This window comes from Rossellomorea sp. FS2 (assembly GCF_047915635.1).
Taxonomy (GTDB): Bacteria; Bacillota; Bacilli; order Bacillales; family Bacillaceae_B; genus Rossellomorea; species Rossellomorea marisflavi_A.
In genome coordinates this window covers 200,181-222,515 of record NZ_JBLRVS010000004.1, presented here as the reverse complement: position 1 = coordinate 222,515, position 22,335 = coordinate 200,181, and the positions used below count along the sequence as shown (strand labels likewise).

At 49.3% G+C, this 22,335-nt stretch carries 28 protein-coding genes; 22 read left to right on the top strand and 6 right to left on the bottom strand.

Annotated features, from left to right (window positions below; all coding sequences use genetic code 11):
• Window positions 1–2: 2 nt before the first annotated feature.
• The 13 genes from ACNA6I_RS11790 to ACNA6I_RS11730 all read left to right on the top strand — a co-directional run bounded on the left by ACNA6I_RS11790 (window position 3) and on the right by ACNA6I_RS11730 (window position 11,072).
• Window positions 3–413, top strand: a complete 411-nt coding sequence (locus tag ACNA6I_RS11790) for a nucleoside 2-deoxyribosyltransferase (protein ID WP_367037379.1) — start codon at window positions 3–5, stop codon at window positions 411–413.
• Window positions 400–870, top strand: a complete 471-nt coding sequence (locus ACNA6I_RS11785) for a DinB family protein (protein WP_048005153.1) — start codon at window positions 400–402, stop codon at window positions 868–870. Before ACNA6I_RS11790 ends, ACNA6I_RS11785 begins: the two co-directional genes overlap by 14 nt.
• Window positions 867–1,400 (top strand): cysteine hydrolase family protein, encoded by a 534-nt coding sequence (locus tag ACNA6I_RS11780; protein ID WP_367037378.1) that lies wholly within the window; start codon window positions 867–869, stop codon window positions 1,398–1,400. Before ACNA6I_RS11785 ends, ACNA6I_RS11780 begins: the two co-directional genes overlap by 4 nt.
• Before the next feature lie 138 nt (window positions 1,401–1,538).
• Window positions 1,539–2,261, top strand: coding sequence for an ABC-2 transporter permease (locus tag ACNA6I_RS11775; RefSeq protein ID WP_048005152.1), 723 nt, complete (start codon window positions 1,539–1,541; stop codon window positions 2,259–2,261).
• A 16-nt stretch (window positions 2,262–2,277) separates the two neighbouring features.
• The gene (locus ACNA6I_RS11770; RefSeq protein WP_048005151.1) at window positions 2,278–2,664 is read left to right on the top strand and encodes a GntR family transcriptional regulator; all 387 of its coding nucleotides are present in this window, start codon (window positions 2,278–2,280) and stop codon (window positions 2,662–2,664) included.
• Window positions 2,661–3,536: an ABC transporter ATP-binding protein gene (locus ACNA6I_RS11765; protein WP_367037377.1), complete on the top strand. Its 876-nt coding sequence runs from the start codon at window positions 2,661–2,663 to the stop codon at window positions 3,534–3,536. The genes ACNA6I_RS11770 and ACNA6I_RS11765 overlap by 4 nt, the downstream gene beginning before the upstream one ends.
• Window positions 3,529–4,458: an ABC transporter ATP-binding protein gene (locus ACNA6I_RS11760; protein WP_317949682.1), complete on the top strand. Its 930-nt coding sequence runs from the start codon at window positions 3,529–3,531 to the stop codon at window positions 4,456–4,458. Before ACNA6I_RS11765 ends, ACNA6I_RS11760 begins: the two co-directional genes overlap by 8 nt.
• The gene (locus ACNA6I_RS11755; RefSeq protein WP_416313343.1) at window positions 4,451–5,659 is read left to right on the top strand and encodes an ABC transporter permease; all 1,209 of its coding nucleotides are present in this window, start codon (window positions 4,451–4,453) and stop codon (window positions 5,657–5,659) included. Before ACNA6I_RS11760 ends, ACNA6I_RS11755 begins: the two co-directional genes overlap by 8 nt.
• A gap of 123 nt (window positions 5,660–5,782) precedes the next feature.
• Window positions 5,783–6,352 carry a 2'-5' RNA ligase family protein gene (locus tag ACNA6I_RS11750; protein WP_063190759.1) on the top strand — a complete coding sequence of 190 codons (570 nt, stop codon included), beginning with the start codon at window positions 5,783–5,785 and terminating at the stop codon, window positions 6,350–6,352.
• A complete protein-coding gene (locus ACNA6I_RS11745; RefSeq protein ID WP_416313342.1) occupies window positions 6,349–8,031 on the top strand; it encodes a M3 family metallopeptidase in 1,683 nt (560 codons plus the stop codon). Before ACNA6I_RS11750 ends, ACNA6I_RS11745 begins: the two co-directional genes overlap by 4 nt.
• A 46-nt stretch (window positions 8,032–8,077) precedes the next feature.
• Entirely contained in the window at window positions 8,078–8,206 is a 129-nt protein-coding gene (locus ACNA6I_RS11740) for a hypothetical protein (RefSeq protein WP_317949686.1), read from the top strand.
• 16 nt (window positions 8,207–8,222) lie between these two features.
• Window positions 8,223–8,933: an alpha/beta fold hydrolase gene (locus tag ACNA6I_RS11735; RefSeq protein ID WP_252266254.1), complete on the top strand. Its 711-nt coding sequence runs from the start codon at window positions 8,223–8,225 to the stop codon at window positions 8,931–8,933.
• A 63-nt stretch (window positions 8,934–8,996) separates the two neighbouring features.
• A complete protein-coding gene (locus ACNA6I_RS11730; RefSeq protein WP_416313341.1) occupies window positions 8,997–11,072 on the top strand; it encodes a DUF4179 domain-containing protein in 2,076 nt (691 codons plus the stop codon).
• Between the two features lie 32 nt (window positions 11,073–11,104).
• On the opposite strand, the gene ACNA6I_RS11725 is transcribed toward ACNA6I_RS11730, so the two are convergent.
• Window positions 11,105–11,404, bottom strand: coding sequence for a TIGR04104 family putative zinc finger protein (locus ACNA6I_RS11725; protein ID WP_063190755.1), 300 nt, complete (start codon window positions 11,402–11,404; stop codon window positions 11,105–11,107).
• Window positions 11,405–11,459: 55 nt separating this feature from the next.
• Between ACNA6I_RS11725 and ACNA6I_RS11720 the strand changes: the two genes are divergently transcribed.
• Window positions 11,460–11,957, top strand: a complete 498-nt coding sequence (locus tag ACNA6I_RS11720; protein ID WP_416313340.1) for a GNAT family N-acetyltransferase — start codon at window positions 11,460–11,462, stop codon at window positions 11,955–11,957.
• Between the two features lie 2 nt (window positions 11,958–11,959).
• A complete protein-coding gene (locus tag ACNA6I_RS11715; RefSeq protein ID WP_048013555.1) occupies window positions 11,960–12,415 on the top strand; it encodes an NUDIX hydrolase in 456 nt (151 codons plus the stop codon).
• Here ACNA6I_RS11715 and ACNA6I_RS11710 read toward each other — a convergent pair.
• Window positions 12,384–13,067 (bottom strand): DUF421 domain-containing protein, encoded by a 684-nt coding sequence (locus ACNA6I_RS11710; protein WP_416313339.1) that lies wholly within the window; start codon window positions 13,065–13,067, stop codon window positions 12,384–12,386. The two genes, ACNA6I_RS11715 and ACNA6I_RS11710, sit on opposite strands and share 32 nt — an antisense overlap.
• Window positions 13,068–13,293: 226 nt before the next feature.
• Between ACNA6I_RS11710 and ACNA6I_RS11705 the strand changes: the two genes are divergently transcribed.
• A complete protein-coding gene (locus ACNA6I_RS11705) occupies window positions 13,294–13,743 on the top strand; it encodes a GNAT family N-acetyltransferase (RefSeq protein ID WP_416313338.1) in 450 nt (149 codons plus the stop codon).
• A gap of 63 nt (window positions 13,744–13,806) precedes the next feature.
• On the top strand, window positions 13,807–13,989 hold the full coding sequence (locus ACNA6I_RS11700) for a DUF4083 domain-containing protein (protein ID WP_048015129.1): 183 nt from the start codon (window positions 13,807–13,809) through the stop codon (window positions 13,987–13,989).
• Window positions 13,990–13,996: 7 nt separating this feature from the next.
• Here ACNA6I_RS11700 and ACNA6I_RS11695 read toward each other — a convergent pair whose 3' ends face one another.
• Window positions 13,997–14,590, bottom strand: a complete 594-nt coding sequence (locus ACNA6I_RS11695) for a dienelactone hydrolase family protein (RefSeq protein ID WP_416313337.1) — start codon at window positions 14,588–14,590, stop codon at window positions 13,997–13,999.
• Window positions 14,587–15,516 carry an RNA polymerase sigma factor gene (locus tag ACNA6I_RS11690; RefSeq protein ID WP_416313336.1) on the bottom strand — a complete coding sequence of 310 codons (930 nt, stop codon included), beginning with the start codon at window positions 15,514–15,516 and terminating at the stop codon, window positions 14,587–14,589. The genes ACNA6I_RS11695 and ACNA6I_RS11690 overlap by 4 nt, the downstream gene beginning before the upstream one ends.
• 227 nt (window positions 15,517–15,743) lie before the next feature.
• On the opposite strand from ACNA6I_RS11690, the gene ACNA6I_RS11685 reads away from it, so the two are divergent.
• Window positions 15,744–16,439 carry a lysostaphin resistance A-like protein gene (locus ACNA6I_RS11685; RefSeq protein WP_416313335.1) on the top strand — a complete coding sequence of 232 codons (696 nt, stop codon included), beginning with the start codon at window positions 15,744–15,746 and terminating at the stop codon, window positions 16,437–16,439.
• Window positions 16,440–16,472: 33 nt separating this feature from the next.
• Here ACNA6I_RS11685 and ACNA6I_RS11680 read toward each other — a convergent pair whose 3' ends face one another.
• Both ACNA6I_RS11680 and ACNA6I_RS11675 read right to left on the bottom strand, forming a co-directional pair.
• Window positions 16,473–17,669 (bottom strand): MFS transporter, encoded by a 1,197-nt coding sequence (locus ACNA6I_RS11680; protein ID WP_416313334.1) that lies wholly within the window; start codon window positions 17,667–17,669, stop codon window positions 16,473–16,475.
• Window positions 17,659–18,684 (bottom strand): ArsR/SmtB family transcription factor, encoded by a 1,026-nt coding sequence (locus ACNA6I_RS11675; RefSeq protein ID WP_063190749.1) that lies wholly within the window; start codon window positions 18,682–18,684, stop codon window positions 17,659–17,661. Before ACNA6I_RS11675 ends, ACNA6I_RS11680 begins: the two co-directional genes overlap by 11 nt.
• 221 nt (window positions 18,685–18,905) lie before the next feature.
• On the opposite strand from ACNA6I_RS11675, the gene ACNA6I_RS11670 reads away from it, so the two are divergent.
• From ACNA6I_RS11670 to ACNA6I_RS11655, 4 genes are all read left to right on the top strand, one after another.
• On the top strand, window positions 18,906–19,901 hold the full coding sequence (locus tag ACNA6I_RS11670; RefSeq protein WP_048005136.1) for a tripartite tricarboxylate transporter substrate binding protein: 996 nt from the start codon (window positions 18,906–18,908) through the stop codon (window positions 19,899–19,901).
• Window positions 19,902–19,966: 65 nt separating this feature from the next.
• The gene (locus ACNA6I_RS11665; protein WP_048005135.1) at window positions 19,967–20,413 is read left to right on the top strand and encodes a tripartite tricarboxylate transporter TctB family protein; all 447 of its coding nucleotides are present in this window, start codon (window positions 19,967–19,969) and stop codon (window positions 20,411–20,413) included.
• A 14-nt stretch (window positions 20,414–20,427) separates the two neighbouring features.
• Window positions 20,428–21,948: a tripartite tricarboxylate transporter permease gene (locus ACNA6I_RS11660; protein WP_063190748.1), complete on the top strand. Its 1,521-nt coding sequence runs from the start codon at window positions 20,428–20,430 to the stop codon at window positions 21,946–21,948.
• Window positions 21,949–22,094: 146 nt separating this feature from the next.
• The gene (locus ACNA6I_RS11655) at window positions 22,095–22,298 is read left to right on the top strand and encodes a hypothetical protein (RefSeq protein WP_156489278.1); all 204 of its coding nucleotides are present in this window, start codon (window positions 22,095–22,097) and stop codon (window positions 22,296–22,298) included.
• Window positions 22,299–22,335 lie beyond the last annotated feature (37 nt).

The window sequence follows — 22,335 nt, the reverse complement described above, 5'->3', positions numbered from 1 at the left end:
CCATGAAATTTTATGTGGCGTCGAGCTTTAAAAACATTCCCATGGTGAGGGCCGTGACCGAGTCTCTTCGTGTAGCGGGACACCGTCTGACGTATGATTGGACGCAAAATGAGCGGGCGAGCACGGCGAAAGACCTTGAACGTATAGGTCAAGAGGAGAAAAGGGCGATCTTGGAGGCGGATGTGGTGATCGTCCTGCTTCCTGGAGGAAAAGGCACTCATGTCGAGCTTGGCCTCGCACTTGCGTGGAAAAAAAGCATATACCTTTATTCGGAAGTGCCATTGTCTTTGAATGAGAGCACCACGTTCTATCATCTGCCGGAAATCCGGCACATCACAGGAGGATTGGACGAGTTTCTACTATTGATAAACAACCATTATAGATATCAGGAGGCATCATATGAGCAGCATTGAGTGGATCATCTTTAACATCGAGGAAGTAAGAAGAAGGAGCACCAACGTGTGGAGGAGCATTCCAGAGGATAAGCTACATTGGAGACCGGATGCAGAAGCGATGAGCATGCTTGAAATGATCAGGCATGTACTGGAAAGTGAACATTACTACCACCTGGCCATTAAAAACAAAGGAAGTCTTGACGCGTTCGATTCGCCGTTTGAAAGCCGGCCGTACACCAATGTAGAGGATGAGCTTGCCTTTGCTACTGGGTATCACGAGGCATTCCTGGAAACCATCCGTTCTTATACGGAAGAGGACCTCAAGGAAATCAGCATCGATCGAAGTGAATCAGGGTATGTCCGGGACTTGGGTGATATGCTTCTCCGTATTCCTTACCATGAGGCTGTACATACTGGTCAACTTCTCGATTATCTGCGCACGGCCGGGGTCAATCGTGTGAGAATCTGGGATTGAGTAAGCGGGCGCTCCTTATCATAGACGTCCAACAAGCCATGTTCAATGAAGGTGAACAAGTGCACAATGCAAATGCATTATTGCAGACAATCACTACCCTGAAAGCAAAAGCAGAGTCAATGGACATCCCAGTTTTTCTGATCCAGCATGAGGCGCCTGAAGGAAAGCCATTGGAACGCGGGACAACAGGGTGGGAGATCCATCCACGGGTGAAAGGAGGGCCGGTCATCCATAAAATGACCCCTGATTCCTTTCATCAGACGGATCTTCATGAACAGCTTCAGACACGGGGAGTGGAGGAACTTTTTCTTACCGGTATCCAATCAGAAGTGTGCGTAGATACGACGTGCAGGCGTGCCTTCAGCATGGGGTATAAGGTGACGCTCGTCTCCAATGCCCATAGTACCTGGGATTCAGGAGTCCTGAAAGCAGAAGACATCATCCACCATCACAATGGAGTCCTGCGGTGGTTTGCCGATGTGGCGCGATCAAGTCAAATTATTGAAAAATGGGAGAATGAAAGAAGCTGAATTAAGGCTTCTTTTTTTTGTTCAATTGGGTTTTAATTGTTTTATTTTCCAAAAACATCTTGTTTTGTAAGGTATCTTCTTTTATACTGTGCATATACATATACACAGTATAACACTCGAACATGGAGGTACTCGGATATGAATACAATGAAAGAAAGCATTTGGCTGGCACGTTTTGATTTTAGGCACGTTGTAAGGCATATTCTAGCCCTCTTGATGATGGCGGTTCTGTATGCATACTTTTTCTCAGATTTGATGGAGGGCTACCTGGGAAAAATTCAACCTGTTTTCGACTTGTTCTTCCTCATGTATATCTTCTTCATGCCCTCATGGACAAGGTCGAAAGAAAGCCAAATTCAGAAAATTGATGGTGACCTCTACGCTGCACCGACCTTCTTGCTATTTAACCAGTTGCCAATAAAAAGGAAGGTAATCATCTTCAGTCGTTTCATCAGTCTCTACATTCCGGTCATTGTTGGAACTGTGGTCGCTTTGGTATTGACATACATCTGGTCAGATGCTTTTAAAGATGCATTGTCAACAGGAGGAATTGTCGTCCTGACAATATTTTGGACTGGGATCGCACTAGCATCTTGCAGCGCTTATGCCACAATGGAGACCGGTGAGCGTATTACCAAGTTGAGGATGGTCACAAGCTTTATTTGGTTAATATTAATTGGTGGTGCTCTTTTTCTACTTATGAAAGATGTATTCAAAACTGGCATATTAAAATGGTCTGTTTTTTTCACCTCCGATCACCCCTTTATTATGCTGATCTTGGCCATCGTCATCCCGACACTAAGCACGTGGTGGGCATACCGCCATGCGCTGAAACAAATGAACAAAATGGATTATATGTAAGCAGGGGGAAATATCAATGAATATACCGATCCGATTATCAAAGGATTCGCGGGAACCGATCTATCATCAGATTGAGCATCAGCTGAAAGCCCTCATTGCAAGCGGTCAGCTTGCGGCCGGATCTCCCCTGCCGTCAATCCGGGTGCTGGCGAAGGATCTCGAAATCAGCTCGATTACGATCCGGCGGGCCTATCAGAACCTGGAATACGAAGGCTTTATCCGCACTTCTCAGGGGAAGGGGACCTTCGTTGCAGAAATCGACGCCGGCAAGAAGGAGTCGGTTGCATCGCAAGCCGTCCATGATGCGTTGAAAAAAGCCGTTACAATCGCGAGGCAGCATGAATTAAGCAATAGCGAAATCAGTGAACTGATGGAATCCATTTTAAAGGAGGAAGAGGAATGAACCACTCGATCACCATAAAAAATGTAGAGAAAACCATCGGGGGGCTTACGGTCTCCATCCCACATCTGACCATACCCGTTGGGACGATTTCCGCACTGGTGGGAACGAACGGGGCCGGGAAGAGTACACTCTTCAAAATGATCATGAATCTGGTAAAGCCGGACAAAGGGACTATCTCGATCTTCGGCAAGCCTGTAAATGGTGATGATGAGGACTGGAAATCCCACCTATCCTATCAGTCTCAGCAGATGGATGGAGTGGATTTTCTTACAGGTGAAGATCTCCGACAGCTGATGTCCCGCTACTATCCGGACTGGGACGAATCGTTATTTCAACGGGTCGTTTCCACCTTGGAAATCCCGCTTAACAAAAAAGGCAAAAAACTCAGCCCGGGAATGCAGGCGAAGCTCAGTATCGCCCTCACCTTGGGATGCAATGCCCCTGTGATGCTGCTGGATGAACCGACGGCTTCCATGGACATTCCGTCCCGTAAGCTCGTCATCGATCTTCTTGCCGAGATCATGGAGACGGGGGAGAAGACGATTCTATTGGCCACGCATCATGTGGATGATCTGAAGAAGCTCGCAGACTACTTGATTTTCTTTGAGGGAGATGAAGTGGGGGAGCCGGTTGAGAAGGATGAGTTGGTCGCCTCACACCGACTTTTGTGGCTGGATCAAGCTGTCCCTTTTGACGAACCATTGCCTGGTGAGCTGAAACGGACGTACGGCAAGGTGATCTTGACAAACGATCCAGATCAAACAAGGGATGCCCTCCGTCAGCATTCGATTTCAATCATGGAAGAGCAGGTGCCGGATTTGGAAACGGTCGTTACTGAATTATTAACAAAGGGAGAGAAGCATTATGTCTAAAACCATGCTGAAAGTGAGCAATGTCAAAAAAACATTCAAGAAGCAGCAGGTCCTGCACGGCGTGTCCTTCGATGTGAAGGCAGGAGAGATCACAGCCCTCCTCGGACCGAATGGAGCCGGGAAGTCGACGACGATCCGGAGCATCATGGGGATCCTCTTCCCGGATGAGGGGCTCATCCAATTCAGCGGCGAAGAACAGGGAGTCATCCCGAAGCATGCCATCGGTTATCTTCCTGAAGAACGCGGACTCTATAAAAATGTGAAAATCATGGATATCCTCCTGTATTTTGCTGAACTGAAGGATTACCCGATCAAAAAAGCCAAGGAGCGTGCCCTTCATTACTTGAAGAAATTCGGACTTGAAGGGAAAGACAAGGTATCGATCGAAGAGCTATCCAAGGGGATGGGGCAGAAGGTTCAGTTCATTGCTTCCATCATCCATGAACCGAAGCTGCTTATACTCGACGAACCGTTCTCCGGACTCGATCCTGTCAGTCAGGAAGTGTTCAAAGACGAAATCCGTGAATTGGCACGCAGTGGTACAGCCGTCCTCCTGTCCGCTCACCAGATGAACCTTGTGGAAGAAATGGCCGACCGCCTCATCATGATCCATAAGGGAAGGGAAGTGATCAGCGGCACGATGGACGAAGTGAAGGAGAAATACGCGAACTTCAAATGCACGATCCAGGGAGTCAATAGCCTGGAACTCCTGGAGACCATCCCTCAGGTGTCGAGGATCGAGCAGTCGGAACAGACGTCAACGCTTTATCTCGAACCCGATGTGCATATCCCGTCTTGGATCCGTAAACTTCCTGAGGGCATGACCATCCATGAACTGAAGATCGACCGCATCACTCTGCATGAAATCTTCATCGATATCGCCACCGATAAGCAAGGAAAGGAACGTGAAAAAAGTGCGTAATAGTTTAAAAGTAGCCAAATGGGAGTTTAAGAGGAACGTCAAGAACAAATCCTTCCTGATTTCACTGGTCCTCACACCATTGATTGCGATTATTTTTGCCGTCCTGCCGTCCCTATTCGCAGGGGGAGGGGACACGCCCGTCCATGTGTATGTAAAGGATGATACGGGGATCTGGAAGGATGAAGTGGCACCGCTTTTGAAGCAGGCGGATCTGGATTGGAGCGTGACGCAGACGGATAAAGATCAAAAGGAAATGGAGAAGGATTTCCGCGATGAGGAGGATATGGCGTATATCCCCTTGACCAAAGAGGCTGTGGAAAAGGGTCAGATCACCTATCTGACTACAGAAGAGATCCCTGATTCGTTTGCGTCGGACGTGCAGATCCTGGCGCAGCCCCTCCAGCATCTTAGGCTGACGGAGGCAGGACTCACGGATGAGCAGCTTCAGGCGGTCTCCACCGATATCTCGTTCACAGCGCAGGAACTTGCTGGCGAAGACGGATCAGGTGACTTTCTGCGGAAAGCAGTGCCTGGAGCGGCGGCGGGCCTCGTCCTGTTTTCCATCATCATGACGGGGATGATGATCGTCCAAAGCGCTTCTCAGGAAAAAAAGGAGAAGGTGTCGGAGATCATCCTGTCTTCCCTTACCCCAAGTGAGCTGATGCAAGGGAAGATCATCGGATATTTCTTCCTTGGGATCCTACAGGTCGGTTTTTGGATTGCCGTCGCTCTTCCTACGATTGCGATCCGCTTCGATGAGTTTCCGGTCATGGACTATCTGCTTGTTCCTGAGCTGTTGCTCCTCGTCTTCATTGCGCTCCTTGGCTATCTATTATTCGCAGCTCTCTTTGTCGGACTCGGTGCGACGATGGAGGATATGAGCTCGACAAGCAACTTCCAAGGCATGATCCTCATGCTGCCATTCTTCCCGTTCATCCTGATTTCACCGGTTCTTTCTGATCCGAATGGATTGATCGCGACGATTGCCAGCTATGTGCCGTTCACCTCACCGGCCATCCTGATCCTGAGGCTTTCCTTACTCGATCAATGGCCGTGGCTCGAAATCATCGGTGCCATCGCAGTCCTCATCCTGAGCATCTGGGTGATGATCAAGATCGCCGGCAAAATCTTCGAAGTCGGCATCCTCCTCTATGGGAAGAACGCCAGCATCGGAGAAATCATCAAATGGGTTAAATCATGAGACATGGGGACGGTTCCGATGCGTCAAAAAAATGACGCACAGGAACCGTCCCCATGCTGCATTGTCAAACGTCAGATTATTTGAAATAATGGGGATGTATGGAAAAGAGGAAGGGGTACTTGCATGTATTGGGTTGTCGCGTTATTTGATGAAGAGACAGAACAAAAGGTGATGGATATTTGGCAGGAGCTCTGTGATCAATCCATCTCGTATTATGTGAATAAAGTCAAGGATGGGAAGCCCCATCTGACTCTAGCAAGTTATGAGCAATTGGACAAGGAGACGTTTATTTCAAAGCTTGAAGCCTACTGTGAAGGGAAGGAAGAGGTAGCCCTCACCTTCAATACCGTGGGCTCGTTCCTGAATCACGACACGGTCTTCCTCTCTCCGGTCATCACCACCGATCTATTGAAGCTGCATGGGGCCTATCACCAAGCATTTGCCCACTACAAAGAGGCTTCCAACGAGCTATACGAGCCTGAACAGTGGATTCCCCATTGCACATTGGCCAACCAGCCTGTTACAGGAAACCTGTCCGACGTGTTCGGTTATTGCCAGAAGCATGTAGAGCCGATCTCGGGAACCATTGATCGCATTGCCATAATTGAGAAAGTCGGTGAAGAAAATGGGAAGCTCGTGGCTCCTGTGATTTATACAAAGAGGTTATCCAAGAGTGGGGTGACGAACGGATGATGGATGAATGGACCCTCGACCCACTGATACCCGATGATGTGGACCTGGATATTGCACGGATTACATCTGAGTTAGAGAGCGTTACGATGAATGGAGTTCTGTCAGAAAAAATTTTGACCCTTCAAGAAATCTATTCGAGGTGCTATGAATATCTTGAACTAGCAGTGTGCATCACCTGGAAAGATAAGAAAGATCCGATGGGTAAACAGTTGGCCGGGAAGGCAGAAGAGCTGATGGGGCGCTATAAACAGATCGAGTCAGAGGTGAAGCGGGAATGTCGTCAGTTAGCGGATGACGAGTGGAATCGACTGGCCGATTCCGAGGAGTTGGTTTCCCTCAAACCTGTACTGTCCACCTGGCGTCTGCCCTCTCCTGGGAGCCATGAGCTCGAAGCGGACGGTCTTCATGCCTGGGCTGAGCTATACGGAATGGCTTCGGACCAAGTGAAACCCAGATGGAAAGGCAAAGAGATTCCCCTCGGTGAAGCAGTAAGGCTTGTCTATTATTCGAACAATCGGCCATCGAGGATCGAGTTCTTCAAGGAATGGACCAAGGAGTGGGAGAAAGTCAGTCATTGGTGTGCCAAGGCATTGAATCACATCTCTGGATTCCGGATCAGCAGGGGCGAGGATCCCGTTCAGTCGGCCTATGAAACAAACCGGATCACGCAACAGTCCGTCAATGACATGTGGGCCTCTGTCCTCGAGCGGAAGGGGATGTTCAACGACTTCCTCCAGCATAAATTGGTTCTTCAAGGTGAGAAAGATCTGCACTGGACGGATCAATTCGCCCCTCTCCCTTTGCAGACGGAATTTGGGACCATCCCTTATGAGGAAGCTAAAATCTTGATCGGAAATCTCATCGGAGCTTTTTCGGAGGATGCCGGTCGGTTTGTCCAGCATGCGTTCAACCACAAGTGGGTCGATGCAGCGCCGTCCCGTCACAAGGTAGTCAGTGCTTTTTGCGCACACTTTCCCAATGCGCGGCAGACGAGGGTCATGATGAGCTATGAAGGCGACCTTCAGAGTGTGAGTGTGTTAGCCCATGAGCTTGGCCACGCCTACCATTATCATCTTCTGGAGGACCATCCCATGTTTCTGCAGGATTGTCCACAAGCATTCACGGAAATTGCCTCGACTTTGTTCGAATCGATTCTTATTGAGGAGGCCATGAAATCTGCTTCTCCCATGGAAAAAATGCATCTTCTTGATCAGCAGATCAGTCGGGACATCGGAACCATCCTCAATAGCTATGTCCGTCATCGATTCGAGGAAATGCTGTACGAAAACCGCCGAATGGGTGAAGTCGATGCGCGCAGGATGAACACGAGGATGGCCGATGTACAAAACCACGTATTTGGACCGGATATGAAGACTCTTGATCCGACCTTCTGGGCATCACTTCGCCATTTTTATATCACACGGAAACCGTTCGGCCACTTCCCATATACGGTGGCCCACCTGCTCAGTACGGGGATCTATCATCAGTTGAAAGAGGCAGAAGATAAGGAGCAACGCTTAATGGCGATGTTGGAGGACACTGCATCACTTACGGTCGAGGAGTTCATGCAGAAACATCTGATCAGCGGATGCGTATGGGAGTCTGCCCTGGATCGAATTCAGGAAAATATAGAGACATTCACCGCACTTTCTTCCCGCCAGCTGAAACCAAATCAATGATTCAAACGTACTTACTCCTATACTGCTAAATAAAGGAAGTGGTTGTATGGGAAGCAAGCTGCGGAGCGAGCACGACATCTTTTCCGGAGAAAGGAAGCCGGAGAAGAGCCGCTGGGTCATCGTTGACATGATGTCGTGGTTGCTCGAGGTGTTCGCCAGGTTATTCATCCGCTAAGGAGGAGAGAGTAAAAATGATTTTACATACAGACGTAACAGGACAAGGAGCACCCCTTGTATTCCTTCACACAGGCTTACAAACGGGATTGACCGATTTCGAACAGCAGGCAGACTTCTTTAAAGGGACCTATCAGGTCATACGTCCTGATCTGAGAGGGCACGGTTCATCCGTATCTGATGAGTATGAGAATTTCTTTGAAGACTCGGCGAAAGACCTTGCCGAGACGATTGAGCATCTGGAGGTGGGTGCCGTACATCTGGTTGGTTGCTCTCTTGGGGGGATCGTGGCGCTATTCTTCGCAAAGCGCTATCCCCATCTGATCAAAAGCGTCACCCTGTCAGGGATCACGCCTGAAAAACCCGGTAATTGGTCGGAGCTTCATCGTCAAGATGTGGACATGCAAAAAGGACTGTTGGAAAACCAGGAAGCGTGCCAATATTTTGATGGGCTTCATCGATCCGATTGGAGGAAGCTGATTCAACTCGGCTGGGATGAGGACTGGTATCCTTTCCAAGAAACAGAAAGTTTCGAAGGCATCGATTCACCCATCCTGTATATGGTGGGCGAAGGTCAGCCCGCAGAAAGAAACGGGGCACTCTATTATGCTGACGAACATGTGAGGGTTGCGGTCATCCCGTTTGCCGCCCATCTTGTCCACAGTGAGCAGCCACAGGTATATTCCTTGGTCCTTAAAGAATTCCTTTCTCGCGTAGACGGGCTGTAAGAGAAGGAAGCATATGGTAGAATAGGAGAAATAGACTGATTTTTTAGACAGGGAGTGCTGACTATGGAAATGCCCGCCGCATCCCGGAATGAGATGGGGATGGAGGTTCAGGAATTGAATAAGACCCTCATGATCTTCCGGCAGATAGAGCCACTTCTCTACACCATCGGCCGCTCCCATGGTTGTGGGGACGAGGAGATTGCACGTATCCTTTTCAACTGCATCTTTACGCTTCATGATCAAAAGAAGAAACATGCCTTGGAAAAGGACCGTAATGCGCTCATTGCTCTGTTCATGAAAGAATGCAGGGGGACTGCCAGGCCGGCGGAAGGGGATGAGTTCCCTTCGGTGATCAGCAGGATGAATGAGAGTGAACGTGAAGCGATTTTGCTTGTATATGGCGCAGGCCTTTCATTAGCAGCGGCTTCTTCGGTCATGAAGAAGCCGGAGGACGAGGTGAAGGAAGACCTCTTCAGGGGGACTCGCTTCATTCGTGAACACCCCGATGTGGAAGGATGTCCTGAGTACCACCGTCTCTACGTGGACTATCTTGAACGCAGCATCGAGCGGACGGAGAAGGTCGCATTTGAAATGCATATTCACCAGTGCCCCGGGTGTCAGGAAGACCTTGCCACCTTTCAGGAGACGCTCCTGGAATTACGTGAATTCTTTGAGCAGAGCCATGTTCCGGAAGGGTTCCGGCTGAAGCTTGATGGGCTGATCGACACGGAGCTGGAGACAAGAAAGAAAAAGAACAAAAAGCGGAAGCGCACGGGCATCATTGCCTTGGTCGCGGCTTTTCTATTACTATTTACGGGCTTTATGACAGATGGATTCGCCTCGATCTACTATACATATGCAGACTGGAAGAATGACGAAGATCCCCTGCTTCGTGAGTTCTATCAATCTGGAATCGGTGAACGCCTGAACCTTACAGCAGAAGACAATGGTGTGAAGATCACGATCAAGACCGCCATCGCCGATGAAATCCAGACGCTGGTGTATTATGAAATTGAAGATATGGAGAAGGACAGGCGGTTGATGGTGGATACGGAAAATGGTTTCACAATCGAAAATCAAATTGACTTCCTGAATGGAGAAGGAAGGGGCATCTTCATGGAAGAGGGGAAAAGTGAGGAAGGAAATGGTGGAAAAACGAATGTCTACGAAGGGACCTTCTCACTTCCTCCGATCGTAGATGATACAAAGGATGCCGTCATAAAACTCAACCTCAACCAGCTTATATCCGTGCCTCCGGATATGAACACTCCTTTTGATATATATGAACTCAATAGTGAAGGACTTGAGATGACAAGAGGAGATTGGTCATTCGACATTCCTGTTGAAAAGCATGAATCCAAGGTCATGAAGCTCAAGCAGGTAATTGAGGTTGAGGGGCTGCCTGTCAGGCTTGATGAGCTTATCATTGCGCCTACAACGACTGCTCTTAAGTATAGTATCCCTGAAGGAGAAGAGGAAGAACCCGCGTCGCCCACTTTCCAGCTGATCTTTAATTCTATCAAGACGAGAGAAGGGGCCGCTTTGGTGAACTGGTATAGCTGGCCGGTGTACCTCGAGAATGACAATGATTCTTGGAGCTCTTACCAGCAGAATTTCACTTCGCTTTATTTTGATGAGTTGGAGGAGCCTGAACTTGTGTTCTCAAGTCTTCAGATGCATGTGCCAGAAAGATTGGAGTTCAAGATCGATCCCACTAAACCTTTCCCACAAGTCCATGAATACGGAGGGGGATCGATTGTGGTGGAAGAACCGCCAAAAGATCGTCCATGGGAAGTAACCATGAACATGCCAGTGACTGATAAGAGGGACTTCGATTCAATCTACATCCAGTCTAGAGAAGAATCCGAAGGTGGCGGGGATATATGGAATGATGGCGAAATAAAGACCGTCTACGTTGATAGGGATGGAAAAGAGGTTGAAGAAGGAGATTGGGACTTTAAGGAGATTAGGGAAGGGAATTACCCACGTTCACTTTCAGTGAAGCAAACGTTCAAATTGACGAAACAAGGGGAGCCAGACCCTGAGCTCAGGCCTACTGTATTTGAAATCGACGGATATGATAAAGACGTTTTCCTGGATAACTCAATTCCCCTGGAGCTGAAAAAAAGTGAACGTTAATGAAAAAGAAGGCCTCCCGGGGCCCTCTTTTCTCACCACATGGCTTCTTCTTCACTTGTAAGGGTGTAGAATGTTGGCATCCACGTGAGGACCGCAGCAAACGTAACCATCTGGATCGATACGATGATCGACGCAGGCAGGGATAATCCGACAAGCGGCAAGCCGATTACCAACGGGATCATGGCCAGGACGCTCATGTGGTTGCGCGAACGCCGCGATAGATACTGAGTTGCGCCACATTCCGGACAGGTGAGGGAACGCTTGAAGGTGAAGATCTTCTTGAAGGTTTGTTGCCATGTCCATTCCGTGTTGCAGTGTTGACAGACGGGCATGAGATCACTCCTTTCAAAAGATAGTTTTATTTTACCATAATATGGAGGTGGTTGTGTGGATTTTCGGAAAGTCTATCCTGACGATGCAGGGAAGATCGTTAGACTGATGAAGGAAGTAGAGAAGACTTCTCCGTATATGATGATGGAGGGAGGAGAGAGGAAGACGACGCCCGAGCAGTTCAAGACATTTTTGGAGCGGATCGGTGACTCCTCCACCATACTGGCTGCGGAAGAATCCGGTGAGTTCGTCGGTTACGTCATGATCCTGACCGAGTCAACGAGGAAAACGTCCCACCGGGCATATATGGTGATCGGTATCCGGGAAGACTGGCGCGGCAAAGGGCTAGGGATATCACTGATAAGGGAAGGGATAGAGTGGGCAAAGGAACGTTCCCTTACCAGGCTTGAATTGACGGTCGTCACCGATAATGAACCGGCCATCGCCCTTTACCGGAGGATGGGGTTCGAGATCGAGGGGACAAAACGCCAGTCATTGTACATTGACGGGCAGTATCATGATGAATATTATATGGCACAGCTATTGGAGGCTTGAACATGTTTGTAGTCAATGTGGAAGGGGCGATCCGCCGTGGGGATCGCTGGTTGATGATCAAAAGGAGCGATAAAGAGGAGCATGCTCCGGGCGCGCTCTCCTTCGTGGGAGGGAAATGTGAACGGGAAGAAGCATCCACTGATATCCTTGAACGTACGCTGAAGCGGGAAATCTATGAGGAAGTGGGTGTCAACGTGACCGACCTCCACTATGTAAACAGTTCGATCTTCCAAACGGCATCGGGCATTGATGTGATTGATGTCGTCTACATATGCACGCTTCAAGAAGGAGAAGCCTATGCGAAGAGTCCCGTCGAAGTCGATGAGGTGAAATGGATGACAACGGAAGAAATCCTGGCGCATCCAGGAATCCCCGATTTTCTCATACATAATATCCAACAGTGTGAGGCGGTATATCGCTCTCGCTTCAGCGGAGTCCATCACGATGCTCATCGATAAAAATCGTGCCACTGCTTGTGACAACGGCATAGTTGATGTCATCCAAGGAAATTCCCCGGTCCCTGCAAATAGACAGCAGTTGTTCACGGTGTAGTGGGATAAGGTTTTCCGTTGCTTTCCCGTCCATGATCAATTCAACGGCAAGGGGTCCTGAAGGTGAAGGAGCGAGGTTCATATCCTTCGGTGTGAGCGGTGAGTAGAGTGCTTTCTTCCTGACAGACAACATCCCGCTCACTTCGAGGACGACCATGTCCACTTCCGTGATATCAAAGATTCCCTGTTCCCTAAGCTGCTGGTTCAGGTTATCCATCGTGAACTTCAGCTTCCTCATGTTTTCCTCAAGGATCTTCCCTTTTTCCATGAGGGTGGTCGGTCTTCCCGATAGGCGGCCCCTCCACTTCCGGGACTTGGCAGAAGTCAGAAGAAGGATATAGAAAAGGAGAATCAGTACGACGAAGGAAATCACCATGGAACTGAATTGTAGTCGATGGTTGAAGGCCATATTGGCGATCAGGGAGCCGATCGTGATGGAAAGGGCAAAGCTGTAGTGATTTTTATGTGAGTTGATATGTTTACCGAATAAAAGAGTCGCCAGCACGAGGAGGATAAAGCTGAAAGTCGTTCTGTAAACGGTCATCAAGATATCTTCCACGGCAGATTCCCCCCTCAAGACGATAGTATCTCCTGATGATGGAGGGATCATGTATCTAGTGAGGATTATTTTAACTATTATGTAAATTCTTGCGGGGTGTATGGTATAATTTTCTTGCATGCAAAAGCATAGCCCTAATGATAAAGGAGGCGTTCATGATGAAATCGATTTACACTCATGGGAAAACGCCGCGTGCGCTATCCCTCATTTGAAAGGGGAACTTGCATTGAAATCAGTCAAATTGGTCGAAGTGAATGAAGAAAATTGGTATGAGTGCTGTCAACTGGAGCTTACGGAGGAGCAGTCCTCCTATATGGAATCCAATGCCGTCTCCATTGCACAGTCCAAATTCGAGCCCGGTCTTAAACCATTTGCCATCTATGAAAAGGAACAGGTAGTCGGCTTCCTTATGTTCAATACGGAACGGGAAGAACTCGACGGCTATTGGGTGTACCGGATCATGGTCGATCGCAGGCATCAAGGGAAGGGCATCGGTAAGCGGGCAACAGAAGAAATGCTTGCCATCATGTCGGAGCTACCAGGGTGCGAGCGGATTGTCGTCGGGTACCATCCGGGTAACATGGGTGCCCATCGTCTATATGAAAGCCTTGGCTTTCATGATGAAGGGAATCGGTTCGGCAAGGAAATGGCTGTCATCTACCAGGTGACTTCATAAAAGAGAAAACGTCAGGGTCTTGATCCTGGCGTTTTCTGTTTTATGAAGAAGGGAGGAAAGATAATGGAATTCATGAATTGGTTGTTTCTTGTTTTATTCTTCGGCTTGATTGTCCTTTTTTTCGTCTCCTTCACGCTGTTCATCCGGCGCAGCGTCTATCGGTCGATGGCAAGGAATGAGCGGATCGATGAGGTGGAGGCGAAGCTTGATCGGATCCTGGCTCATCTGGAAAAACCGGATAAGTAAAAGCGGGTCAGTGCTGACCCGCTTTTTGCTTTATATGAAGATGATCGGATAAGAGGGAAAGGGCGACTTCATAGGACGGCTTGTGGAATCGTTTTGAAAATGGATCGGCAAACCCATGGCTTCCCGCCACTGATAGGACCGTTACATGTTCTATTTTTATGTGACGGATGAACTCTTCTACCGGAAATGATGGTTCACTTTCCCCATACAGAAGGAGGGTGGGGGACTGTGGACGAATCTCTCCATAATCCCTGATCCGAGAGCCGTAAAAGCAGACGGTCCGTTTTACCTCAGGCATCGGACTGCACATCCAGGCAATCGTCGCACCGATGCTGAAGCCCACGACATACACGCGTTCAAAGGTGCGACTACACTCCTCGATGACTTCGCGCGCATGTTTCGAGGCAGACTGAAAGCCGATCTCATTCATAAACGATTCATAAGCCACTTCTTCCTCCTTATAGCTGAACACAGAAGGGATCAAGGAAGGGATGACAACCTCGAATCCTTGCTGTCGGAGCCATTTCTCATAGTGTTTCATGTGATCATTGAGGCCATAGATTTCATGGAGGAGAACTACGACGGCTTTCCATTTTCTCATGATCGCCAATCCACAGGCGGCTTGTTCAACTGAACGGCTACCCCAAGTTCCTTTCCTGCAGCAAACATGAATTCTTTCCTGAAGAAATAACTTTCATGCACCACAATCTGATTGTTTTCCACTTCCTGCACCTGGATATCGTGCAGCTCTCCGTCGTCGGTGATGACCACGATGACGTTCCTTCCCCAAAGCGTGATCCGTTTTGCAGTGTGTCCCGGCAGCCCGAAACGCATGGATCCTTTCTTCATTTCTGCTTTGGAGTATTCCTGGAACCCGAGGAACGCTTCATTGTGGGCAGTTGAACTGAAGAGGCTGAGGAGCTTATCGAGATTGCCGGTATTGAAGGCTTCAAGGTACATGTCAATGGTCTCATTCGTTTCGTTGTCTTTGGTCTTCAAAGGGTTCACTTCCCCCGAGTGGTTTGCCTTAAGGTTCTGCCGGGCGCGCTGAAGAGCCGCGTAGATACCTCCCCGCGTCGTGTGGACAATAGCTGCTGCCTCCTCTGCACTGAAGCGGAAGACATCCACAAGGAGAAAGGCAGCCGCCTGCTTCGGGGTAAGGGATTCGTGGACTTTAAGGAGTGCTTCCTCCAAATCAAGGGTGTCCATGGGTGGTACACTGCTGATGTCACCTTCGGGGAGACGGCCCACCTCATGCTTTCGCTTCCTGCACGAATCAAACCACGCATTCGTGGCCATCCTGAATAGATACGATTTCTGATCCGTCACATCACTCCAACGCTCCGGGAGCATCCCGAATGCTTTGAGCAGTGTTTCCTGATACAGATCTTCACCGTCCCACGGGGATCCCGCGATATAGGTGCAATACGACCACAGGTCGCTTGAAAACGCCCCTACCATGGTGGAAAAAGCATCCCGTGCCATCCTTGTTTCTTCTATCATATTTTGCGCGATATCCTGCTTCATTCTTTCTCCTCCTCTTCATCTACTCATCTATATAACGCATCAACGCTCGGAGATTATACGGGGTATATGAAAAATGTTGAACGTCTCCCTGCTCGACTTCGACGGTTTTCTCTAGTCAACATCATACCAGACAAAGGCCGGTATGTTGAATGTTTTTCCATATTCGCTTGAAGTTTCCATGTCGGAACAGGTAGGATGAAACTATCAAGATTAAAGGAGATAAACAAATGGGGAATCAAAGGTTTTGGGAGCAAGATAAGTGGACGTGGAGCATCCTTTGGGGACTGATGCTTCTTGAGTTCATCGGGGTAGTCGTGATTGTGAAGATCTACATACAGCCTGTATATAAGGAGTGGCTCGGCTCATCCCTTTATGGAGGGATGCTGGTCGGTCCGACCATTGCCATCCTTTTACTGACAGCACTCTATCTTTGGGGGATCAAGGGGAAAGGGGGCTGGGGTGAAGCAGGCGTCAGGGCGTTTCAAAGAAGTGAGTGGAAGCGGATGGTCCTATGGGGAATCGTCCTTATGGTAGCGGGGACCATCCTTATTTTCCTCACTGCGCAGATTGGAAATGATGTGGATAACGCGAAGACCGATAGTCTGAAAGAATCCATGAGTGGGATCAACATAATCCTTGCCCTTCTATCAGCTGCGGTTCTATCACCCCTGTACGAAGAGATTTTTTATCGGGGCTTTGTGTATCGCTTCCTTCGGGTCAGGTTGGGAGTGGGAGTCGGCCTCGTGGCGAGCGCCCTTATTTTCACGGCGGCCCATTACCCGACGACCAATGCCATGCCCGTGAATTTTGTGGATGGACTGGTCTTTGCATGGCTTTATGAAAAAAGCGGCTCGATCTGGCCGGGCGTAATCGTTCATGGTCTATTGAATGCCATTTCCATCCTGGCGGTCGTCAGTTCATAACAAAAGGCACGGAGGTGATTCCTCCGTGCCTTTTCACGCTGCGGCTCTATCGGTTTTATCATCTCCATAATGGGAGCGGATCAAGAAGAAGGACGCTGGTACGATGATGATGAGACCGATTGTAAGAAAGGCATTCCGTGTGGAAAGGGTGAAGAACATATTCGAACCGAACAGGATTCCTAATGGCATGGTGATACGCAGCATGAGGAGCCGGACGGCACTGAGTTGTGCCAGTCGTTCCCTCGGTGCGGCCTGTTGGAAAATCGCGGCGCTCCTTGCGTTGAAGAGAGGGAAAAGGAGTCCTCCCAACAGTTCGCATCCCCATGCCACCGGAATCGAGGGTGCCATCCAGAGAAGGGCGAACGACAGGCCGCCACCTATGAGTCCTGCATACATGATCCAGGAGTGCAGGGGTATCTTTTTCAACAGCCATGTGCCAAAAACATATCCGATGGGGAATGAGGCCGAGAAGAGGGCATATTCCCACGGGGATCCGCCCATTTCCCCGCGTATGAAAGGGACGGAAAGCACCATGGCCGCTCCCACGGCAAACTGGACCAGGGATGACAGACCCGTCATCCGTACTAGGACGGGATAGCGGAAAAAGACGCGGTAGCCTTCCTTCAATTCATGCCACCAGCTTCCTTTTGTCCATTCCGCGGCTTCTGTTTGAGGAAGCCGTGACAGAGACAGCGCACTGAATAGGAACAAACCTGAAGAGAGGGCATAGATCAGCTGTGTCGGAACCACGATAAGAAGGAGGGCGGTCACGCCGGGAGCGAGAAAGCTCATGAGCCTCATGGTTCCATCGAGGATCCCGTTGACCTCCGTGAGTTCCTCCTCACGGCAGAGGTCAGGAAGGATGGAAAAGGACAGACTTGCATAGATCGGTTGCAGGAGCCCCAGACACAGCTGGAGCAGAATTAACCCGCCAAGGACAAGTGTGTCCATTCCGCTTATATACCCAATGAGGGGGAACAGATAAGCGGCCGATCGCAGCAGTTGGATCTTCTTCAATACTTTTTCCTTTGCCACATGATTGAGGAATGGCGCGCTCACCCCCTGCAAGACCAGTGACGGAAGGAAGTAGACGAGCCAAAGGAGGCCCATCCATTCCCGTGAACCCGTCAGCTCATACAGGATGAGCCCATTGATGATGCCGCCGGCGGCCCCGGCAAGTTCAGAGACGATCTCCCCGACCCAGAGGGCCTTGAATGCTTTATTCTTCATGGGTTTTTCCCAAGAAGAAGGAGAGATCCTCATGGAGTTCAGTGATCCGCTGCGGATTCGCGGAATAGACGCCTTTGGCAGACGTCACGAGCTTGGAAGCTTTCAAGAGTGACAGCTGATGGTGAAGCGTCGTCTTAGACACATCGAGCTTTATGCTCAACTCCTGGAGGCTGAGTGGTCCATGCTGCAGAAGATGGAGGACTTTGAGTCTCAGCTCGTCCCCCAATGCTTTATACCCGTTCACCATCGCCTTTCCCGGTACCCCTTGTTCCAACAGATACTCTTCCCTTAATGGATAGAAGAATAGTTTTGTATCAGGAGTCCTTTGCTCAAGGAGCCATGGACGATAGGAAATCTGAGGGATGAGCTTGATCTCCCAGATGGATGGTTCGGGTATGTATGCCGTCCCTGCTATCCGCTGTACCGATTCCGTCACGGAAGCTACCTTGTCGATGACATGGATGGAGGCCTCCCGATCAAGCGCCGACTTCCACTTGGCCCATTCCGCTTTTTCCTCCATACCTTCCTGCCAACCACTCAGTACGGAATGGAAGAGGTCTTTCATTTGTGAAAACGAATGGGTGGCAAGGGAAGCAATATACCCGCCGAAGAATTCATGGGTCTTGAACTCATCTGCATAGCGGTGGAAGTCCCGATCGTGAGAAGTTTGAAGACGCAGTGGTTCTGAATACCGGTCCTTGTAGGGAAGGATGGTTGAGTAAAATGTCGATTCCTCCATCCGGGACAGTTCATCCGAAAAATCTTGAACCGTGGAGGCGGAGAACGTTGATTGCAGCATCATAAGGGCAAACCACTGGTTGGTGTCCTCGATCATCTGAAGATCCTCCTTGAGTGTTTCAGACAGGGAGACCCGGGACCACTCTTCATCACAATCAAAGGTATGGCGGAGCTTCCGGTGTGTATAGGCGCTGATGCCTAGAATGATCTCCCATACGGGTGACCATTCGACGGAGACGGTGGGACTTTCTTGCATCTGGGACAAATGGTAGTTCATGGATGATTCCTCCTTTTCTATTATTCTAAAATAATCGAATGTAAAATTCAATATATTTAGAAAATAATAGAGAAGCAAGTCCATTTTCGTGAGCACAATGATCAAAATGTGCAAAAAGGGTTTAAATCCAATTTATTATGAAAACGGTTACATTTAAAATGGAGTCCTTTATGATGAGGACAGATTCACCTGATACTACACATGAATGAGGAGGGGTTTGAATGAAGAAAGGGTTTACGATTACGGTATTATCTATGATTTTATTCATGGCGGGATGCTCCGGACAATCATCCAGTCAAAAGTCCGACGGTCCGTGGAAGCCGACGAAGGCGATTGAAATTGTCGCACCGGCCGGAGCCGGCGGCGGATGGGACACCACAGCCCGGATGGCGGCAAAAGTATTTGAAGAAGATAAGCTGATCGACAAAGGCGTCGGGGTCGTCAATAAACCCGGCGGGGGAGGGGCAGTGGCCTGGTCTTCTGTGTTTGCCCAAAAGGACCCGCATCAAATGTTCGTTGCCTCCCCGCCGCTCCTGCTTGTTCCACTGAACGGCCAGTCGAAGTATGGGTATGAGGATTTCACCCCCCTTGCGAATATGATTGCCGACTACGGTGCGTTTGCCGTGAATGCCGATGCGAAATGGAATAATCTTAATGAACTATTCGAGGATATGAAGAAAGATCCTTCAAGCATCTCCATCGTCGGTACTTCGGCTCCGGGAAGCATGGACCACATTCAATTCGTCAAGGTGGCTAAGGCCGCAGGAGTGGATGTGAAAAAGATCAAGTACGTGTCCGACCAGGACGGGGGGGCTCTTACCCAGCTATTGAACGGCAGTGTGCAAGTGTTCTCCACTGGTGTAGGGGAAACGATCGAACAGGTGAAGGCAGGCAAGATCAAAGTGTTGGGCGTGACTTCTGAAGAGCGGATGACTGGAGAGGTATTGGAAGATATTCCGACTGTTAAGGAGCAGGGGATCGATGCCACCTTCATCAACTGGAGAGGATTCTTCGGACCGCCTGATATGAGTGATGCAGAGATTAAGTACTATGAAGATAAATTCAAGGCGCTGAACGATTCTGAAGGCTGGAAGGAAATCAGGGAAAACTTCGGTTGGAATGAAATGTTCATGACAAGCGACGAATACAACGATTTCCTGAAAGAACAGAATGACGAAATGAAAGCGCTGCTCGACGAAATCGGGTTGGGTCAATAATCAAATCAAATACCGGCGCGGGGCGATGGGTTCCATCGTCCCTGCCTGATAGGCGGTGTGCAATCGTGATCAATACGATGAATAAGAAAATGGGCATCATCCTTGCCGTTATCTCGGCCATTTACTTATATTTCAGCTTTATGCTACCTGAATACCCTTATGTTCCGGTGGATTCCGATGCTGTTCCGATCGTTCTCGGATTCATTCTATTATTCCTTTCTGTGCTGCTCTATTTCAGTAAATCGGAAGAATCTGAGGAAGAAAAGCTTCCAAAAGGAGAGGGCAAGGTCATCCTGGCGGTCTTGGGATTTGTCCTCATGTTCATTCTGCTATTGGAGCCCCTTGGCTTCGTCCTTACCACCTTTTTATTCATCAGCATCAATTCAAGATTCCTGGGCTACAAAAAGTGGGTAAGCAATATCATTGTTTCACTCGCGTTGCCCCTCAGCATTTATTTTTTATTCGTCTCATTTTTAAAAATACAACTCCCTTCGGGGATCCTGCCATTCTAAAGGAGGGATGACGGTTGAGCATCTTTGAAGGTATCCTCACTGGATTTCAAGTCGCACTCAGCTTAAAAGGTCTTTCATTCGTATTCATCGGTGTCGTCACAGGCACCATCATCGGGATGATCCCCGGTCTCGGCCCGATCACAGCGATTGCGGTCATGATCCCCATCACGTATGGGATGGACCCGGCACTTGCCCTCCTCCTCATGGCAGGTGTCTATTACGGATCGGCCTACGGAGGAGCCGCTTCTTCCATCCTCCTCAATGCACCGGGAGAATCCATGGCGGTCCCGACTACATTTGACGGCTATCCACTTGCCAAACAAGGAAAGGCGGGCAAAGCCCTGGCCATCGCAGCCTTGGCTTCATTCACAGGCGGGACGATCAGTGTCATCCTGCTGACGCTTTTCGCTCCCTTCCTGGCAAAGGTGGCTATCTCCTTCGGTCCGGCGGAGTATTTCGCCCTCATGCTCATGGGACTGATGACCGTCGCGAGTTTTTCAAGTGGTTCAACCATCAAGGCGCTGATCTCTGCAACGGTTGGATTCATCATCGCCACGATCGGGATCGATTCCCAGACAGGGACAGCCCGCTTTACATTCGGGAATATCAATCTCATGGAAGGAATCGATTTCCTTGTCATCGCATTGGGATTATTCGCCCTTGCGGAAGTCACATCCCTGATCCGTGAGCGGAAAGAACGGAGCATGTTCGACAGTGAGTTCGGAAGCATGAAATTATCGAAAGCCGAGGTCAAGGAGCTTTCCGTTCCCGTCACGAGGCAGTCCCTCTTGGGCTTCATCATCGGCGTGCTTCCCGGAGCTGGGGGAACCATCGCCTCGTTCCTTGGATATATCACTGAGAAGAAGCTTTCAAAGAAACCGGAGGAATTCGGTAAGGGGTCCATTGTCGGTCTGGCAGCCCCTGAGTCAGCCAATAACAGTGCGTCAAGCGGCGCATTCGTTCCACTGTTAAGTCTAGGGATACCTGGATCGGGTACTACGGCTGTCATGCTGGGTGCATTGATCGTCCTCGGTGTTCAGCCGGGTCCGCTCATGATCAGCGATCATCCGGATATTTTCTGGGGGGTCATTGCCAGTATGTATATCGGGAATGTCATCCTGCTGATCCTGAACCTTCCTTTGATCCCATACATCTCAAAGCTTTTGAAGGTTCCGAAGCCGATGTTGATCTCTCTTGTCATCATGTTTTGTATCATCGGGGTGTACGGGATCAGCTTCAGGACATTCGATTTATTCCTCCTCGTCATCTTCGGGATCATCGGATATTTCATGGCACGCATGAACTTCCCAGCAGCACCCATGCTCCTAGCCTTCATTCTCGGAGGGATGATGGAACGTTCCCTCAGACAGGCCCTTACGATATCCGACGGAAGCCTGCTGATTTTCGTGCAAAAGCCCATTTCGGCTACGCTGCTCGCGATCGCATTCCTTTCCTTCATCGTTCCGTTACTGAAAACATGGAGGAAGAGAAAGTCTGATGGAGATGCAGAAGAAACGGATAGTCAGGCATCATAAGAGTGGGACCCTCTGGGGATCCCGCTCTTCTTTTTCTTTCTCCTATGGTAAGCTTGGGATATGGAAGGTGCGGATTTTGTCTGGGAAGGGAGGGGAATCCCCTGGGGAATTATTCGGAAGAAAAGGCATGGAAGAGAGCGCAAAAGATGGGGAAGGTGAAATACTTAATCGTCATTGGCATCTTGACGGGGGGAGGGGCGTTTTTCGGTTTATCCGTATTGCTCGCTTATACTCGTGGTGCTGATATGGATCTATTCCAGACGTTCCTTTCCGCCCTCTCGTTCGGTGTGGTGTACGGTTATCTGTCCTGGAAGTTCACGAAAAGAAGGTATGAAAAGAAAAGGGGATAGCTTTTGATCCGTGTCAGATATAGGAATGGGATTTTTC

Coding starts and splice junctions, on each gene's coding strand:
- ACNA6I_RS11790 (WP_367037379.1), top strand. CDS start 3: ATGAAATTTTATGTGGCGTCGAGCTTTAAAAACATTCCCATGGTGAGG.
- ACNA6I_RS11785 (WP_048005153.1), top strand. CDS start 400: ATGAGCAGCATTGAGTGGATCATCTTTAACATCGAGGAAGTAAGAAGA.
- ACNA6I_RS11775 (WP_048005152.1), top strand. CDS start 1,539: ATGAATACAATGAAAGAAAGCATTTGGCTGGCACGTTTTGATTTTAGG.
- ACNA6I_RS11770 (WP_048005151.1), top strand. CDS start 2,278: ATGAATATACCGATCCGATTATCAAAGGATTCGCGGGAACCGATCTAT.
- ACNA6I_RS11765 (WP_367037377.1), top strand. CDS start 2,661: ATGAACCACTCGATCACCATAAAAAATGTAGAGAAAACCATCGGGGGG.
- ACNA6I_RS11760 (WP_317949682.1), top strand. CDS start 3,529: ATGTCTAAAACCATGCTGAAAGTGAGCAATGTCAAAAAAACATTCAAG.
- ACNA6I_RS11750 (WP_063190759.1), top strand. CDS start 5,783: ATGTATTGGGTTGTCGCGTTATTTGATGAAGAGACAGAACAAAAGGTG.
- ACNA6I_RS11745 (WP_416313342.1), top strand. CDS start 6,349: ATGATGGATGAATGGACCCTCGACCCACTGATACCCGATGATGTGGAC.
- ACNA6I_RS11740 (WP_317949686.1), top strand. CDS start 8,078: ATGGGAAGCAAGCTGCGGAGCGAGCACGACATCTTTTCCGGAGAAAGG.
- ACNA6I_RS11735 (WP_252266254.1), top strand. CDS start 8,223: ATGATTTTACATACAGACGTAACAGGACAAGGAGCACCCCTTGTATTC.
- ACNA6I_RS11730 (WP_416313341.1), top strand. CDS start 8,997: ATGGAAATGCCCGCCGCATCCCGGAATGAGATGGGGATGGAGGTTCAG.
- ACNA6I_RS11725 (WP_063190755.1), bottom strand. CDS start 11,404: ATGCCCGTCTGTCAACACTGCAACACGGAATGGACATGGCAACAAACC.
- ACNA6I_RS11715 (WP_048013555.1), top strand. CDS start 11,960: ATGTTTGTAGTCAATGTGGAAGGGGCGATCCGCCGTGGGGATCGCTGG.
- ACNA6I_RS11700 (WP_048015129.1), top strand. CDS start 13,807: ATGGAATTCATGAATTGGTTGTTTCTTGTTTTATTCTTCGGCTTGATT.
- ACNA6I_RS11695 (WP_416313337.1), bottom strand. CDS start 14,590: ATGAGAAAATGGAAAGCCGTCGTAGTTCTCCTCCATGAAATCTATGGC.
- ACNA6I_RS11690 (WP_416313336.1), bottom strand. CDS start 15,516: ATGAAGCAGGATATCGCGCAAAATATGATAGAAGAAACAAGGATGGCA.
- ACNA6I_RS11685 (WP_416313335.1), top strand. CDS start 15,744: ATGGGGAATCAAAGGTTTTGGGAGCAAGATAAGTGGACGTGGAGCATC.
- ACNA6I_RS11680 (WP_416313334.1), bottom strand. CDS start 17,669: ATGAAGAATAAAGCATTCAAGGCCCTCTGGGTCGGGGAGATCGTCTCT.
- ACNA6I_RS11675 (WP_063190749.1), bottom strand. CDS start 18,684: ATGAACTACCATTTGTCCCAGATGCAAGAAAGTCCCACCGTCTCCGTC.
- ACNA6I_RS11670 (WP_048005136.1), top strand. CDS start 18,906: ATGAAGAAAGGGTTTACGATTACGGTATTATCTATGATTTTATTCATG.
- ACNA6I_RS11655 (WP_156489278.1), top strand. CDS start 22,095: ATGGGGAAGGTGAAATACTTAATCGTCATTGGCATCTTGACGGGGGGA.